The sequence below is a fragment of the Zemynaea arenosa genome (assembly GCF_004614185.1).
GTDB lineage: Bacteria > Pseudomonadota > Gammaproteobacteria > Burkholderiales > Burkholderiaceae_D > Telluria > Telluria arenosa.
The window spans coordinates 1-14,192 of the sequence record NZ_SPVF01000223.1 but is presented as its reverse complement, the minus strand read 5'-3'; the positions used below and the strand labels follow the sequence as shown (position 1 = coordinate 14,192).

11 protein-coding genes and 1 pseudogene are annotated in these 14,192 nt (G+C 66.8%); all 12 read left to right on the top strand.

Annotation, left to right across the window (positions count from 1 at the left end):
* On the top strand, nucleotides 1-1,332 hold a 1,332-nt coding region (locus tag E4L96_RS17510; RefSeq protein ID WP_135208500.1), incomplete at its 5' end, for a response regulator.
* A 62-nt stretch (nucleotides 1,333-1,394) separates the two neighbouring features.
* Nucleotides 1,395-2,183, top strand: coding sequence for a CheR family methyltransferase (locus E4L96_RS17505; RefSeq protein ID WP_135208501.1), 789 nt, complete (start codon nucleotides 1,395-1,397; stop codon nucleotides 2,181-2,183).
* Nucleotides 2,180-2,782, top strand: coding sequence for a chemotaxis protein CheB (locus tag E4L96_RS17500; protein WP_135208499.1), 603 nt, complete (start codon nucleotides 2,180-2,182; stop codon nucleotides 2,780-2,782). The genes E4L96_RS17505 and E4L96_RS17500 overlap by 4 nt, the downstream gene beginning before the upstream one ends.
* The gene (locus tag E4L96_RS17495; RefSeq protein WP_135208498.1) at nucleotides 2,783-3,982 is read left to right on the top strand and encodes a hybrid sensor histidine kinase/response regulator; all 1,200 of its coding nucleotides are present in this window, start codon (nucleotides 2,783-2,785) and stop codon (nucleotides 3,980-3,982) included.
* A 98-nt stretch (nucleotides 3,983-4,080) separates the two neighbouring features.
* The gene (locus tag E4L96_RS17490) at nucleotides 4,081-4,629 is read left to right on the top strand and encodes a peroxiredoxin (protein ID WP_135208497.1); all 549 of its coding nucleotides are present in this window, start codon (nucleotides 4,081-4,083) and stop codon (nucleotides 4,627-4,629) included.
* Between the two features lie 65 nt (nucleotides 4,630-4,694).
* Nucleotides 4,695-5,222, top strand: a complete 528-nt coding sequence (locus tag E4L96_RS17485) for a carboxymuconolactone decarboxylase family protein (RefSeq protein ID WP_135208496.1) — start codon at nucleotides 4,695-4,697, stop codon at nucleotides 5,220-5,222.
* A 366-nt stretch (nucleotides 5,223-5,588) separates the two neighbouring features.
* The gene (locus E4L96_RS17480; protein ID WP_135208495.1) at nucleotides 5,589-7,304 is read left to right on the top strand and encodes a RecQ family ATP-dependent DNA helicase; all 1,716 of its coding nucleotides are present in this window, start codon (nucleotides 5,589-5,591) and stop codon (nucleotides 7,302-7,304) included.
* A gap of 25 nt (nucleotides 7,305-7,329) precedes the next feature.
* Nucleotides 7,330-8,502 (top strand): ligase-associated DNA damage response exonuclease, encoded by a 1,173-nt coding sequence (locus tag E4L96_RS17475; RefSeq protein WP_135208494.1) that lies wholly within the window; start codon nucleotides 7,330-7,332, stop codon nucleotides 8,500-8,502.
* Nucleotides 8,495-10,123, top strand: coding sequence for an ATP-dependent DNA ligase (locus E4L96_RS17470; RefSeq protein ID WP_135208493.1), 1,629 nt, complete (start codon nucleotides 8,495-8,497; stop codon nucleotides 10,121-10,123). Before E4L96_RS17475 ends, E4L96_RS17470 begins: the two co-directional genes overlap by 8 nt.
* Nucleotides 10,124-10,126: 3 nt before the next feature.
* Nucleotides 10,127-12,580, top strand: coding sequence for a ligase-associated DNA damage response DEXH box helicase (locus E4L96_RS17465; protein ID WP_135208492.1), 2,454 nt, complete (start codon nucleotides 10,127-10,129; stop codon nucleotides 12,578-12,580).
* Nucleotides 12,577-13,227 (top strand): ligase-associated DNA damage response endonuclease PdeM, encoded by a 651-nt coding sequence (gene pdeM, locus E4L96_RS17460; RefSeq protein ID WP_135208491.1) that lies wholly within the window; start codon nucleotides 12,577-12,579, stop codon nucleotides 13,225-13,227. Before E4L96_RS17465 ends, pdeM begins: the two co-directional genes overlap by 4 nt.
* A 78-nt stretch (nucleotides 13,228-13,305) precedes the next feature.
* Nucleotides 13,306-14,192 (top strand): annotated as a pseudogene (locus E4L96_RS17455) (hypothetical protein); the annotation flags it as partial.

The following is a 14,192-nucleotide window of genomic DNA, read 5'->3' as shown; positions in this document are numbered from 1 at the left end:
GCCCGCAGTGGCAGCACGGGAGCTGCACCCGGGGCACGCGGCCTGGCCCGTGGGCCGGACCTGGCGCCGGCGGCTGCCTCAGGCGGGGATGCCCTGGATCCGTTGCCGCCGCCGTTCCCGGACGACCGCGACACCCCGGCCGATGGCCGCCGCACCGTGCTGGTGGTCGAGGACGAACCCGAGTTCGCGCACATCCTCTACGACCTGGCCCATGACATGGGCTACCGCTGCATCGTCGCCCTGGTCGCGCAGGACGGTCTCTCGCTCGCCACCAAATACGTGCCGGACGCCGTGCTGCTGGACGTGCGCCTGCCCGACCGCTCCGGCCTCTCCGTGCTGGAGCAGCTGAAGGACAACGCGTCCACCCGCCACATCCCGGTGCACATCGTCTCCGCCAGCGAAGACCGCGGCACCGCCCTGCACATGGGCGCCGTCGGCTACGCCCGCAAGCCGACCTCGCGAGAGGAGCTGGAGCAGGTGTTCCGCAAGCTGGAAGACAAGTTCACGCAAAAGATCAAGCGCATCCTGCTGGTCGAGGACGACCCGCGCCAGCGCGAAAGCGTGGTGCACCTGATCGAGGACGACGACATCGAGATCCGCGCCGTGGAATCGGGCGGGGAAGCGCTGGACCTGCTGAAGACCACCATCTTCGACTGCATGATCATCGACCTCAAGCTGCCGGACATGCAGGGCAACGAGCTGCTGCAGCGGATGTCGCTGGAAGACATCTGCTCGTTCCCGCCGGTGATCGTCTACACGGGCCGCAATCTCACCCGCGAGGAAGAGGCGGACCTGATGCGCTACTCGCGCTCCATCATCATCAAGGGCGCGCGCTCGCCCGAGCGCCTGCTGGACGAGGTCACGCTGTTCCTGCACAAGGTGGAGTCCGAGCTCTCCAGCGAGCGCCAGACCATGCTGCGCACCGTACGCTCGCGCGACCGCGTGTTCGAAGGGCGTACCATCCTGCTGGTGGACGACGACGTGCGCAACGTGTTCGCGCTGACCTCGGCGCTGGAGCAGAAGGGCGTGAAGGTGGAAGTCGGCCGCAACGGTTTCGAGGCGCTGGAGAAGCTCGACAGCGCCCCCGACATCGACCTGGTGCTGATGGATGTGATGATGCCCGGGATGGACGGCCTGGAAGCCACCCGCCGCATCCGCGCCGACCAGCGCTTCGGGCGCCTGCCGATCATCGCCATCACGGCCAAGGCGATGAAGGACGACCAGGAGCAGTGCCTGGCCGCCGGGGCCAATGACTACCTGGCCAAGCCGATCGACCTGGCGCGCCTGTATTCGCTGCTGCGGGTGTGGATGCCGACGATGGACCGCCTGTGACCCAAGAGAAGGACGTGAAGCGAACGACGCGCGCCCCGAGCGACCTGGATATCGAATTGAGGATGCTGATGGAATCCATCTACCTCAAGTACAGCTACGACTTCCGCGACTACACCGGCGCGTCGCAGAAGCGCCGCGTGCTGTACGCGATGAAGCAGATGGGCTGCGCCTCGGTGTCGGCGCTGCAGGCGCGCATCATGCACGAGGCCACCGCCTTCAGCGAGCTGCTGCAGTACCTGACCATCCCCGTCACCGAGATGTTCCGCGACCCGAGCTACTACGCCGCGCTGCGCGAACACGTGGTGCCCTTCCTGAAGACCTACCCGTCGCTGAAGGTGTGGGTGGCCGGCTGCAGCACCGGCGAGGAAGTGTATTCGCTGGCCATCCTGCTGAAGGAAGAAGGGCTGCTGGAGCGGACCATCATCTACGCCACCGACATCAACCCGCAGTCGCTGGACAAGGCGCGCAAGGGCGTATTCCCGCTCGATGCCATGCGCCTGTACACCGAGAACTACCAGAAGGCCGGCGGCACCGCGGCCTTCTCGGACTACTACACGGCCGCCTACAACGGGGCGCGCTTCGACCGCGCGCTGGTGGAAAACGTGACCTTCGCGGACCACAGCCTGGCCACTGACAGCGTGTTCTCCGAGACGCACCTGATCAGCTGCCGCAATGTGCTGATCTACTTTAACCGCAGCCTGCAGGAGCGGGTGCTCGGCCTGTTCCACGAATCGCTGTGCCACCGCGGCTTCCTGGGCCTGGGCAGCAAGGAGAGTATTGACTTCTCTTCGTATGCCACGCGCTTCGAGCCGCTGGTCAAGCGCGAGCGGCTGTACCGGAAGCTGGCATGAAGACGACGGTCACGCGGGAAGAGCTGGCCGCGCGCGGCATCGAGGCCATCGTGATCGGCGGTTCGGCCGGTGGCGTGGACGCGCTGCTGCAACTGCTCCCCGGCCTGCCCGCGGACCTCCCGCTGCCCGTGATGGTGGTGCTGCACATCCCGCCCAACCGCGACAGCCGCCTGGCGGAGCTGTTCCAGAACCGTGCGGCCTATACAGTGCGCGAGGCCCAGGACAAGGAGCCCGTGGCACCGGGCGCCGTGTATTTCGCGGGCGCGGGCTACCATTTGTCGGTGGAGCGTGACCGCTGCTTTTCGCTGAGCCTGGACGCGCCGGTGCACTTCGCGCGCCCGGCCATCGATGTGCTGATGGAGTCCGCCGCCGATGCCTTCGGGCCCGCGGTGGCGGGTGTGCTGCTGACCGGCGCCAACCACGATGGCGCCGACGGCCTGGCCGCGATCGGCCGGGCGGGCGGGCTGACCGTGGTGCAGGACCCGGCCGAGGCGCCGGTGCCGACCATGCCGGCCCACGCGATCGGCGTGCGGGCGCCGGACTATGTGCTGCCGCTTGCGGGCATCCGCGAGCTGTTGATGATGCTGGAGACGAGATAGATGGAACCGGACGGCAAAACCAAGCTGCTGATCGTGGACGATCTGGCCGAGAACCTGCAGGCGCTCAATGCCCTGATCCGGGCCGACAATCGCGAGGTGTACCAGGCGCAGTCGGGCGAGCAGGCCCTGGCCCTGCTGCTCCAGCACGAGTTCGCGCTGGCCATCCTGGACGTGCAGATGCCGGGCATGGACGGCTTCGAGCTCGCGGAGCTGATGCGCGGCACCGAGCGCACGCGCCATATCCCGATCGTGTTCGTGAGCGCGGCGGGGCGCGAGCTGAATTACGCCTTCAAGGGCTACGAGACAGGCGCGGTCGACTTCCTGCAAAAGCCGCTCGATGCGGACGCGGTGAAGTCCAAGGTGAACGTGTTCGAGGCCCTGTACCAGCAACGCCAGGAAGTGCGGCGCCAGGTCGAGGCGCTGGAGCAGGCGCGCCGCGAGCAGGACGCGCTGCTGCATGAGCTGCACTCCACCAAGGATGAGCTGGAGCGTTCGCTGAAGATGCGCGACGAATTCATGTCCATGGTCGCGCACGAGCTGCGCACGCCGCTCAACACGCTGTTCCTGGAAACGCAGATGCGCACCTTGCAGCTCAAGCGCGGCAACATGGCGGCCTTCGCCAAGGAGCCGATGGAGCTGATGATCGCGCGCGACGAGCGCCAGATCCAGGCCATGATCCGGCTGATCGACGACATGCTCGATGTGTCGCGCATGCGCAGCGGCGTGCTGTCGATCCGCCCGGTGCAGGTGGAGATCAACGGGCTGGTCGAGCGGGTGATCGGGGATCTCGCGCGGCGCGTGTCGACCGCCGGCACCTCGGTCAGCTTCCACCCGGCGCCGCATGCGGTGACCGGCTGGTGGGACGAGTTCCGCATCGAACAGGTGATCGTGAATCTGCTGACCAATGCGCTGCGCTACGGAGACGGGAAACCGGTTGACGTGCGTATCGAATCGGCCGACGATACGGTGCGCGTCACGGTCCGTGACCAAGGGCAGGGCATTGCTCCAGAAGATCAAAAGCGGATCTTCGAGCCGTTCGAACGCGGCAAGGGCAACAAGGTCTCCGGCGGTCTCGGTCTCGGCCTGTACATCTCGGACCAGCTGGCCCGCGCGCACGGCGGCCAACTGGCGGTCGAGAGCAAACTGGGCGAGGGCTCGGCCTTCAGCCTGACTCTGCCGTGTCGCAATCCCGCAAGCTAAGCTATCGCTGACTTAGGCAAAAACTATTTCAAATCTTATATCGATAGCGTTATACTGCCTGACATACCATCTTTCTTCAACCGTCAAGGAAAAAGCCAATGAAAACCGTAGGCGAAAAACTCGAATCCTTCAGCGTCCAGGCCGCCAAGCCGGGCTTCAACCAGCACGAAGAAAACGGCCAGTCGGCCTTTGAAACCATCACCGAATCCTCGTTCCCGGGCAAGTGGAAAGTCATCTACTTCTACCCGAAGGACTTCACCTTCGTGTGCCCGACCGAGATCGTCGAGTTCGGCAAGCTGGCCAAGCAGTTCGAAGAGCGCGACGCGGTCCTGCTGGGCGGCTCGACCGACAACGAATTCGTCAAGCTGGCATGGCGCCGTGAACACCCGGACCTGAAGTCCCTGAACCACTACTCGTTCGGCGACACCCAGGGTAAGCTGGTCGACATGCTGGGCGTGCGTGACCGCGAAGCCGGCGTTGCCCTGCGCGCGACCTTCATCGTCGACCCGGACAACACCATCCAGCACGTGTCGGTGAACAACCTGAACGTGGGTCGGAATCCGGAAGAGATCCTGCGTATCCTGGACGGCCTCCAAACCGACGAGCTGTGCCCGTGCAACCGCGCTGTGGGCGGCGCCACTCTGTAAGCTGGCAGCACCGAAGGAACCCGCTCCGGCGGGTTTTTTTACCTCTGACCGACTAGGAAAATACTATGGAATTCTTGCAATCGATTAAGGATTTGATTCCCGACTACGCCAAGGATATCCGCCTGAACATCGACGGCACCATTGCGCGCTCCAGCCTGACGGGCAACGACGCGGTCGGCGTGGCGCTGGCGGCGGCCTTCGCGGCCAAGTCGCGCCCGATCATCCAGGCCATCGTCAACGCCAACGTGCTGGCACCGGAAGAGCAGAACGCGGCGCTCACCGCGGCCGCGCTGATGGGCATGAACAATGTCTGGTATCCGTACGTGGAGATGGCGGACGATGCCGACCTGAAGGGCTCGCCGGCCCAGCTGCGGATGAATGCCTACACCACCAATGGCGGCGTGGATAAGCGGCGCTTCGAGATGTACGCGCTGGCCGCGTCCATCGTGGGCAAGTGCCACTTCTGCGTGAAGTCGCACTTCGATCTGCTGAAGAAAGAGGGCATGAGCACGTCGCAGCTGCGCGATGTGGGGCGCATTGCGGCGGTCGTCAACGCGGCGGCACAGTGCATCAGCGCTTCGGCCACGGCATAACGTGGGTCATGGGCCGCTGGGGCATGGATAATCAGTCTCAGCGAGGTTAGCCGATGAACCTCACCGGATGAACAGCAGCGGGGCCGCGTCCAGCAGGTCCGAAGCGACCACCAGCCAGGTGGCGGCGCTGACGATGCCGAGATGCACGGCGCTGAGGATGACAGGCAGTCGGAACATGATGAATTCTCCTTGGGCTTTTTCTTCGTGTATGGCTCCATCTTAGGCCGCCCGCCTGTTCGCCAACATCGGCGGAGATTCCGCCACCGTGTAGGAATCTTTCCATTGAGTTCGCCTAAGTGAGCTTCCTACGGCAGATGTAGGTGGCGTCCTATGGTGAAACGCTGAGCCCAGCCTTACATTGGTCGCATGACGACCCATGACCCCAAACTCCTCCATAACGGTGCGCGTGCCGCGCGCCGTAACCTGATCGCCAAGCTGCTGTCCACGGTGTTCAATGTCGAACGCCTGCGTGACGGCCAGCGCCAGGTCATCGACAGCGTGCTCGATGGGCACGACACGCTGGCCATCATGCCCACCGGCAGCGGCAAGTCGCTGTGCTACCAGATTCCGGCGCGCATCCTGCCGGGCATGACCGTCGTGGTTTCGCCGCTGATCTCCCTGATGAAGGACCAGCACGAGAAGCTGGAGCAGTTGGGCATCCGCGCGGCCACCGTGAACAGCACCCTGTCGGCGGAAGAGGAGCGCAGCGCGCTGGCGGCCATCGCGCAGGCCCAGGTGGAGATCGTGTTCTGCACCCCGGAGCGGCTGACCACCGCGGAATTCATCGAGGTGCTGAAGGATGTGGAACTGGCTCTGGTGGTGGTCGACGAGGCGCACTGCATCTCGCAGTGGGGCCATGACTTCCGCCCCGCCTACATCGAGATGGCCGCGGCGCTGGAAGCGCTGGGCCGCCCGCCGGTGCTGGCGCTGACCGCCACCGCCACCGAGGACGTGGTCGACGACATCCGCCGCCAGCTCGGGCGTCCGCGCATGAAGGTCATCAACACCGGCATCTACCGCGCCAACCTGCGCTACAGCGTTGTCCAGGTGACCAACGCCGACGAAAAACTGGAGCAGGCCATGCGGCTCGTGCGCGAGACCGAGGGCGTGGGCATCGTGTATGCGGCCACCGTGAAGGCGGCCGAGGAGCTGCATGCGCTGCTGGAGGAGGCCGGGGAGAGCGTCACGCTCTATCACGGCAAGCTGCCCGCGGCGCAGCGCAAGGAGAACCAAGACATGTTCATGTCCGGCGCGCGCCGCGTGATGGTGGCCACCAACGCCTTCGGCATGGGCATCGACAAGCCGGACACGCGCTTCGTCATCCACCTGCAGATTCCGGCGAACCTGGAAGCCTATTATCAGGAGTCCGGCCGCGCGGGACGCGATGGCGGCGAGGCCTCCTGCGTGCTGCTCTACCTGCAGGACGACAAGCGCGTGCAGCAGTTCTTCCTCGTGAAGCACTATCCGGCCGCCGACGAAATCCGGGCCGCCTACGAACAGGTGAAGGGCTTGGGCGCACCGGCCAAGTTCGACCAGCTGGACGATGGCGGCAGCAGTGCGAGCCAGCTCAAGGTCGCCCTCAAGCTGCTCAAGGACGCCAAGCTGCTCAAGCAGAACCGCAAGCTCGAATACGCGGCCACCAGCACGGAGCCGAAAGCCATGGTGTTCGAGCAGCTTGCGCACTTGTACGAGCAGAAGGCGGAGCGCGACAAGGAGGCGCTGGAATCGATGGTGTCGTACGCCGTCTCGGGCTTCTGCCGCTGGAAGGTGCTGCTCGATTACTTTGGCGACGAAGAGCCGGGCTTCGAGAAGTGCTGCAAGTGCGATAACTGCCTCAACCCGCCGTCCCAGCAGATCGACCTGTCGGACGTGGTGCTGCAGGATGACGAATTCGGCCCGCGCGATGCCGAGGGCGAGGCGCCGGCCGCTCCGGCCTTCGAACCGGGCGCGCGGGTGAGGGTGCCCAAGCACGCTGCGGGCACCGTGGTGTCGGTCGCCGGGGACCAGGTGACCATTGCGTTTGCCGGCGACGATGGCGAGGAAACCAAGACCTTCCTCGCGGATTTCGTGACCCCGGCGTAGGCGGGCGCATTTTCGAAAGGAGCGCATGAGCGAACGCGGAGATCTCGTTGTCGTGCGCCGGGAAGGCATGTACTGCGTGCCCGGCCAGTTCTACATAGACCCGTGGCGGCCCGTGGACCGGGCCGTGATCACGCACGCCCATGGCGACCATGCGCGCTGGGGCAACCAGCACTATCTCACCGCGGCGCCGGGCGTGAACATCCTGCGCTCACGGCTGGGCGAGATCACCATCCAGGGGCTGGAGTACGGCGAGCGGATTGTTCATAACGGCGTGACGATTTCGCTGCATCCGGCCGGGCATGTGCTCGGGTCGGCGCAGGTGCGGCTGGAGTACCAGGGCGAGGTCTGGGTGGCCTCGGGCGACTACAAGGTGGAGCCGGATGGGACCTGCACGCCGTTCGAGCCGGTGCGCTGCGATACCTTCATCACCGAGTCCACCTTCGGGCTGCCGATCTACCGCTGGGAGCCGCAGCAATCGGTGTTCGATGACATCAACGCCTGGTGGCGCAAGAATGCGGAGGCGGACCGCTGCAGCGTGGTGTTTGCGTATGCGTTCGGGAAGGCGCAGCGCATCCTGTCGGGGCTCGATCCGTCGATCGGCACGATCATCTGCCACGGGGCGGCGGAACCCTTGAACCGCGTGTACCGCGAGGGCGGCATCGCACTGCCGGAGACGAAGATGGTGACCGATGTGGCCAAGGCGGACATCCGCAAGGCCATCGTGATCGCGCCGCCGTCGGCGTCAGGGTCCACCTGGATGCGGCGCTTTGGCGACTACTCGGACGCCTTTGCGAGCGGCTGGATGCAGCTGCGCGGCGCGCGGCGGCGGCGCGGAGTGGACCGCGGGTTCGTGATGTCGGACCACGCGGACTGGCCAGGCCTGCTTACCGCGATCCGCGCGAGCGAGGCGCCCAACGTGATCGTCACGCACGGCTCGACCGGGCCGATGGTGCGCTGGCTGTGCCAGATAGGCCTCAATGCGCGCAGCTTCACCACCGAGTTCGGGGACGACGAAGCCGAGAACTACGATCCTGATAACGCGGCTGCCGCAGAGGCGTCCAATGCCGCGGAAGCGCCCGGCGGCGAACGCGCGCCGGACCCCGCGCCCGTTGACGCCACCGATGGTGCGGCGCGCGGTGCGCGCGCTGATGATAGTCGCCGCGTCCGCGCGCCGGGCGAGGAGGGCGGCAATGCGTGAATTTGCTCGCCTCTACGCCGAACTGGATGAAACCACGGCCACCAACCGCAAGCTGGACGCGCTGCAGAACTACTTCCGCACTGCGGCCCCGGCAAACGCGGCGTGGGCCGTCTACTTCCTCTCCGGCGGCAAGCCGCGCCAGGCCGTCCCCTCCAAGCTGCTGCGCCAGTATGCCATCGAATACGCGGGCCTGGACGAGTGGCTGTTCGACGAATCGTATGCCGCCGTTGGCGACATGGCCGAAACCATCGCCCACATCCTGCCCCCGCCCACGAAGCGCAGCGACGTCGGCCTGGCGACCTGGATGGAAGAACGCATCGGACCCCTGCGCGGCGCCGACCCGGCCACCATCCGCGAGGCCTTGTTTTCGTACTGGGACGAACTCGATTGGCGCGAGCGCTTCTTGTTCGTGAAGCTGATCGGCGGTGCCTTCCGCGTGGGCGTCTCCAAACTGCTGGTCACGCGCGCGCTGGCCGCCATCGCCGCGGTGGACAGCAAGGTGATCGCCCAGCGCCTGATGGGTTGGACCGACGGCACCGTGCGCCCCACCGGGGCGGGCTTCCTGCAGCTGATCAGCGAGCAGACCGAGGACGAGCACAAACTGCGCGGTGGCCAGCCCTATCCCTTCTTTCTCGCGCACCAGCTGCAGGCCGACCCTGCGACCCTTGGCGCGGTCGCGGATTGGCAGATCGAATGGAAGTACGACGGCATCCGCGCCCAGGTGGTGCGGCGCGGTGGTGCGGCCTGCGTGTGGTCGCGCGGCGAGGACCTGATCACCGAAAGCTTCCCCGAAGTCGCGCATCTGCACCTGCCCGAAGGCACGGTGGTTGACGGCGAAATCCTGATCTGGAACCACGCCGAAGGCCTGCCCGCGCCATTCGCCGACCTGCAGCGCCGCATCGGCCGCAAGACGCTGTCGGCCCGCCTGCTGGCGGAGCTGCCCGCGGTACTGGTTGCGTACGATCTGCTGGAACGCGATGGGGTGGACCTGCGCGAGCTGCCGCAGCGCGAGCGCCGTGCGCTGCTCGAACAGCTGGTGGCGGAGGCGGACCAGCCGGCGCTCAAGCTCTCGCCACTGGTGCAGGCGCGCGACTGGGACGAGCTGGCGGCCATCCGCGAAGAGTCGCGCAACCGGGGTGTGGAAGGGATGATGCTCAAGGCGCAGGACGCGCAGTATGGCGTCGGCCGCACGCGCAACGTCGGCACCTGGTGGAAGTGGAAGATCGACCCGTACAGCGTGGACGCGGTGCTGATCTACGCCCAGCCCGGCTCCGGCCGCCGCGCCTCGCTCTACACCGACTACACCTTCGCGGTGTGGGACCACGCGGAAGGGGAGCGCAAGCTGGTGCCGTTCGCGAAGGCCTATTCGGGCCTGACCGATGCCGAAATCCGCGAGGTCGATGCGGCCATCCGCCGCACGACGGTCGAGAAGTTTGGACCGGTGCGCAGCGTGAAGCCGACCATGGTTTTCGAGATTGGTTTCGAAGGCATCCAGCTCTCGGGCCGCCACAAGGCCGGGATCGCGGTGCGCTTTCCGCGCATCCTGCGGCGCCGTGACGACAAGCCGGTCGACGAGGCGGATACGCTCGACACCTTGCGTGGCCTGCTGGGAGCGGCGTAAGGCATGACCAAGTCTGCCATCACCAAAGCCGTCGATGCCTGGTTCGCTGCGCGCGGCTGGAAGGTGTTCCCGTTCCAGCGCGCCGTGTGGAAGGCCGCGCTGGCCGGCGAATCGGGCCTGCTGCACGCGAATACGGGCGCAGGCAAGACCTACGCGGTGTGGTTCGCGGCCCTGCAGCGTAACGCGGGCAAGCGCGGCTCCGGCCTGCGTGTGCTGTGGATCACGCCCATGCGCGCACTGGCGGCGGACACCGAGCGTGCCCTCGCGGAATCGGCGCGCGACCTGGCGCCCGCCTGGAGCATCGGCTCGCGCACCGGCGACACGTCGTCCGCGCAGCGCGCCAGTCAGTCGCGCAGCCTGCCCGCGACCCTCATCACCACGCCGGAGAGCCTGTCCCTGCTGCTGTCCCACCCCAAGGCGATCGAGAACTTCTCGTCCCTGGACACCATCATCATCGACGAGTGGCATGAGCTCATGGGCAGCAAGCGCGGGGTACAGGTACAGCTGGCGCTGGCCCGCCTGCGGCGCTGGAACGGGCAGCTCGTGGTCTGGGGCTTGTCCGCCACCATGGGCAATCTCGATCGCGCGCGCGAAGTGCTGCTGGGCGGCGCGCCCGGCGTGCTGGTGGAAGGGGACATGAAGAAGGAGATCCGGGTCGACACGCTGGTTCCGCACAACCCCTCGCGCTTCCCGTGGGGCGGGCACCTGGGCATCGAGATGCTGCAGCCGGTGATCCGCGAGATCGAGCAGCACGCGGCCACGCTGGTCTTCACCAACACGCGCTCGCAGTCGGAGCTCTGGTACCAGAACATCATCGATGCCAAGCCGGATTGGGCGGGACTGGTCGCGCTGCACCATGGCTCACTGGACCGCGAGGTGCGCGAGTGGGTGGAGCTGGGGCTCAAGAACGGGCAGCTCAAGGCGGTGGTCTGCACGGCGAGCCTGGACCTGGGCGTGGACTTCCTGCCCGTGGAACGCGTGCTGCAGATCGGCAGCGCCAAGGGCATCGCCCGCCTGCTGCAGCGCGCGGGCCGCAGCGGGCATGCGCCCGGGCGCGTGTCGCGCGTGACGCTGGTCCCGACTAACACCATGGAGCTGCTGGAGGCGGCCGGCGCCAAGATGGCGGTCGCCGAGCGCCGCGTGGAAGGACGGCCGGTGCCGAACAAGCCGTTCGACGTACTGGTGCAGCACTTGGTGACGGTGGCGCTGGGCGGCGGCTTCCGCTCCGAAGAACTGCTGGCCGAAGTGCGCACCGCCTGGTCGTACCGGAATCTCACGGACGAGGAGTGGCAGTGGGCGCTGGACTTCGTCGCGCGCGGCGGGCAGTCGCTGGTGGCCTATCCGGAGTACCGGCGCGTGCTGCCGGACGAGGAGGGCGTCTACCGCGTGCCGGATGCGGCCATCGGCCGGCGCCACCGCATGGGCATCGGCACCATCGTGTCCGATTCGTCGGTGAGCGTGAAGTACATGAGCGGCGGGCGGCTGGGCAGCGTGGAGGAATCGTTCATCACGCGGCTCAAACCGGGCGACCACTTCCTGTTCGCGGGCCGCATCCTGGAATTCGTGCGGTTGCACGAGATGACGGCGTTCGTGAAGCGGGCCACCGGCGCCAAGGGCGCGGTGTCGCGCTGGATGGGTGCGAAGATGCCGATGTCCTCGATGCTTGCCCATGCGATGCTGGAACAGCTGCGGCGCGCGTCACACGGCCAGTTCGAAGGACCGGAGATGGAGGCCATGCGGCCGCTGCTCGACATCCAGCAGCGCTGGTCCTCCCTGCCCACCGACGAGGTGCTGGTGATCGAGGCGATGAAGAGCCGCGAGGGCTACCACCTGTTCGTGTATCCGTTCGCGGGACGCTCGGTGCACACGGGGCTGGCGTCGCTGCTGTCGTTCCGGGTCGGGCGCATGCAGCCGATTACCTTCTCGGTGTCGGTCAACGACTATGGCTTCGAGCTGCTATCGTCCGAGCCGGTGGACTGGGCGCGCGTGTTCGATGCGCCGACCGGCGCCGAGGTCGGGCTGTTCGATACGGCCATGCTGCTGGAGGACGTGCTCGACAGCCTGAACGCCACCCAGCTCTCGCAGCAGCGCTTCCGCGAGGTCGCACGCATCGCGGGCCTGATTTTCCAGGGCTACCCCGGCCAGCCGAAGAGCGCACGCCAGCTGCAGGCTTCGTCCTCGCTGTTCTTCGAGGTCTTCCGCAAGCACGATGCCGCCAACCTGCTGCTCACGCAGGCGCAGCGCGAAGTGCTGGAGCAGGAGCTGGAGCTCACGCGGCTGCGCGACACCCTCACCGAGCTGCATGGCCGCCGCATCGCCTTCCACGAGACCAGGCGCGCCACGCCGTTCGGCTTTGCGCTGATGGTCGAGATGTTCCGCGAGAAGGTCACCACCGAGAAGCTCAACGACCGTGTACAGCGCATGCTGCGTGAACTGGAAAAGGCGGCTGCCGCATGAGTCCACGGATGATCGAGTTGGCGGGCGAGCAGGTCTTGCTGCTGCCGCAGAAGGCGCTGTACTGGCCGCGCGAGACGACGCTGATCGTGGCCGATATCCACTTCGGCAAGGCGGCCTCGTTCCGCGCGCTCGGCGTGCCGGTGCCGCATGGGACCACGGCGCAGAACCTCGATGCGCTGGATGCGCTGATCGCCACGCATGCCGTCACGCGCATCGTCTTTCTCGGAGACTTCCTGCACGCGAAATCCGCGCATGCGGCGCGCACCGTGGGCGCGATGGCGGAGTGGCGGGCGCGGAATCCGTCGCTGCAGCTGCTGCTGGTGCGTGGCAACCATGACAAGCATGCGGGCGACCCGGCGGGGGTGCTGGGCATCGAGCTGGTGGACGAGCCGCATGCGCTCGGCCCGTTCGCGCTCACCCACCACCCCGACATCGCTGCCGATGGCTACGTACTGGCGGGGCACGTACATCCGGTCTATCGGCTGGCCACGCGGCTCGACTCGGTGCGGCTGCCGTGCTTCGTGGCCGGCGCCACGCGCATGGTGCTGCCTTCGTTCGGCGCCTTCACGGGCGGGCACGCGGTGACGCCGGAGGAGGGCGACCGCATCTACGTTGCCACCGAGGAAGCGGTGCACCTGGTGCGGTAAGTACGCCCGCGCACAGACCGGCCAGCCCAGCAGGCGTACTCTGCCTTCCATTCTGCATCCACGCACAAGGAGGCGAGCATGAACCGAACACGCGCGATGGCGACCGGCCTGGCGGCCCTGCTGCCGCTCCTGCCGATGAGCCTGATCTCTTCCCCGGCCCAGGCCCAGCAGTACCGCGAATACCGCGACGTCAATCCGGCCATCCAAGGCTTCAATGTCGATGAAGTGCGCCGCCTCGATCCCGGTGTCGAGCTGCCGTTCACGCTGTTCGGCACGCCAGGCGGGACTGCCACCATCCATATCTCCGGTGCCAATCGCAACCTGACCATGGTCGAGACCGAACCGGGCCGCTATGAGGGCGTGTACACGATCGGCACGCGCGACAAGATCACGCCGTCCAGCTCGGTGCGCGCCAACCTGCGCGTCGGGAACAATGTGGCGTCCAGCATCCTCAGCGAGTCGCTGGTGCGCCTGCCGCGCGGCGACCGTGGCACGGCGGTGGCTGGCGGGCCGCACATCGAGCGCTTCGATGTCGAGTCCAATGCCAACGACCTCGGTCCGGGCAGCGACCTGGTGTTCACCGTCAACGGTACGCCGGGCGGCCGGGTCCGCATGTCGATCGCCGGTGCGCGCGGCGAGTTCTTCCTGCCCGAAGTGCAGCCGGGCCTGTACCGCGGCACCTACACCGTGCGCAATGGTGATGCTATCCGCCCTGACAGCCAGGTCAATGCCAGCCTGCGCCAGGGCGACCGCGTCGTCAGCGCCACGCTCGGCAAGCCGCTGCTGGCAGCCGCCGCCCCGGCCGTGGTCGAGCGCCGCGTGACCCGCTACTGCACCAATTGCGCGACCATCGAGGCGGTGAACATCGTCAACGTGAGTGGCGACGGCGGCTACATCGGCGCGATTGCCGGCACCGTGGTCGGCGGCCTGCTGGGTAACCAGGTGGGCAGCGGCAACGGCCGCAC

Excerpts from the sequence above, each read along its gene's own strand:
- E4L96_RS17465 (WP_135208492.1), top strand. The coding sequence starts at position 10,127 with ATGACCAAGTCTGCCATCACCAAAGCCGTCGATGCCTGGTTCGCTGCG.
- E4L96_RS17480 (WP_135208495.1), top strand. The coding sequence starts at position 5,589 with ATGACGACCCATGACCCCAAACTCCTCCATAACGGTGCGCGTGCCGCG.
- E4L96_RS17485 (WP_135208496.1), top strand. The coding sequence starts at position 4,695 with ATGGAATTCTTGCAATCGATTAAGGATTTGATTCCCGACTACGCCAAG.
- E4L96_RS17475 (WP_135208494.1), top strand. The coding sequence starts at position 7,330 with ATGAGCGAACGCGGAGATCTCGTTGTCGTGCGCCGGGAAGGCATGTAC.
- E4L96_RS17490 (WP_135208497.1), top strand. The coding sequence starts at position 4,081 with ATGAAAACCGTAGGCGAAAAACTCGAATCCTTCAGCGTCCAGGCCGCC.
- E4L96_RS17500 (WP_135208499.1), top strand. The coding sequence starts at position 2,180 with ATGAAGACGACGGTCACGCGGGAAGAGCTGGCCGCGCGCGGCATCGAG.
- E4L96_RS17470 (WP_135208493.1), top strand. The coding sequence starts at position 8,495 with ATGCGTGAATTTGCTCGCCTCTACGCCGAACTGGATGAAACCACGGCC.
- pdeM (WP_135208491.1), top strand. The coding sequence starts at position 12,577 with ATGAGTCCACGGATGATCGAGTTGGCGGGCGAGCAGGTCTTGCTGCTG.
- E4L96_RS17505 (WP_135208501.1), top strand. The coding sequence starts at position 1,395 with ATGCTGATGGAATCCATCTACCTCAAGTACAGCTACGACTTCCGCGAC.
- E4L96_RS17495 (WP_135208498.1), top strand. The coding sequence starts at position 2,783 with ATGGAACCGGACGGCAAAACCAAGCTGCTGATCGTGGACGATCTGGCC.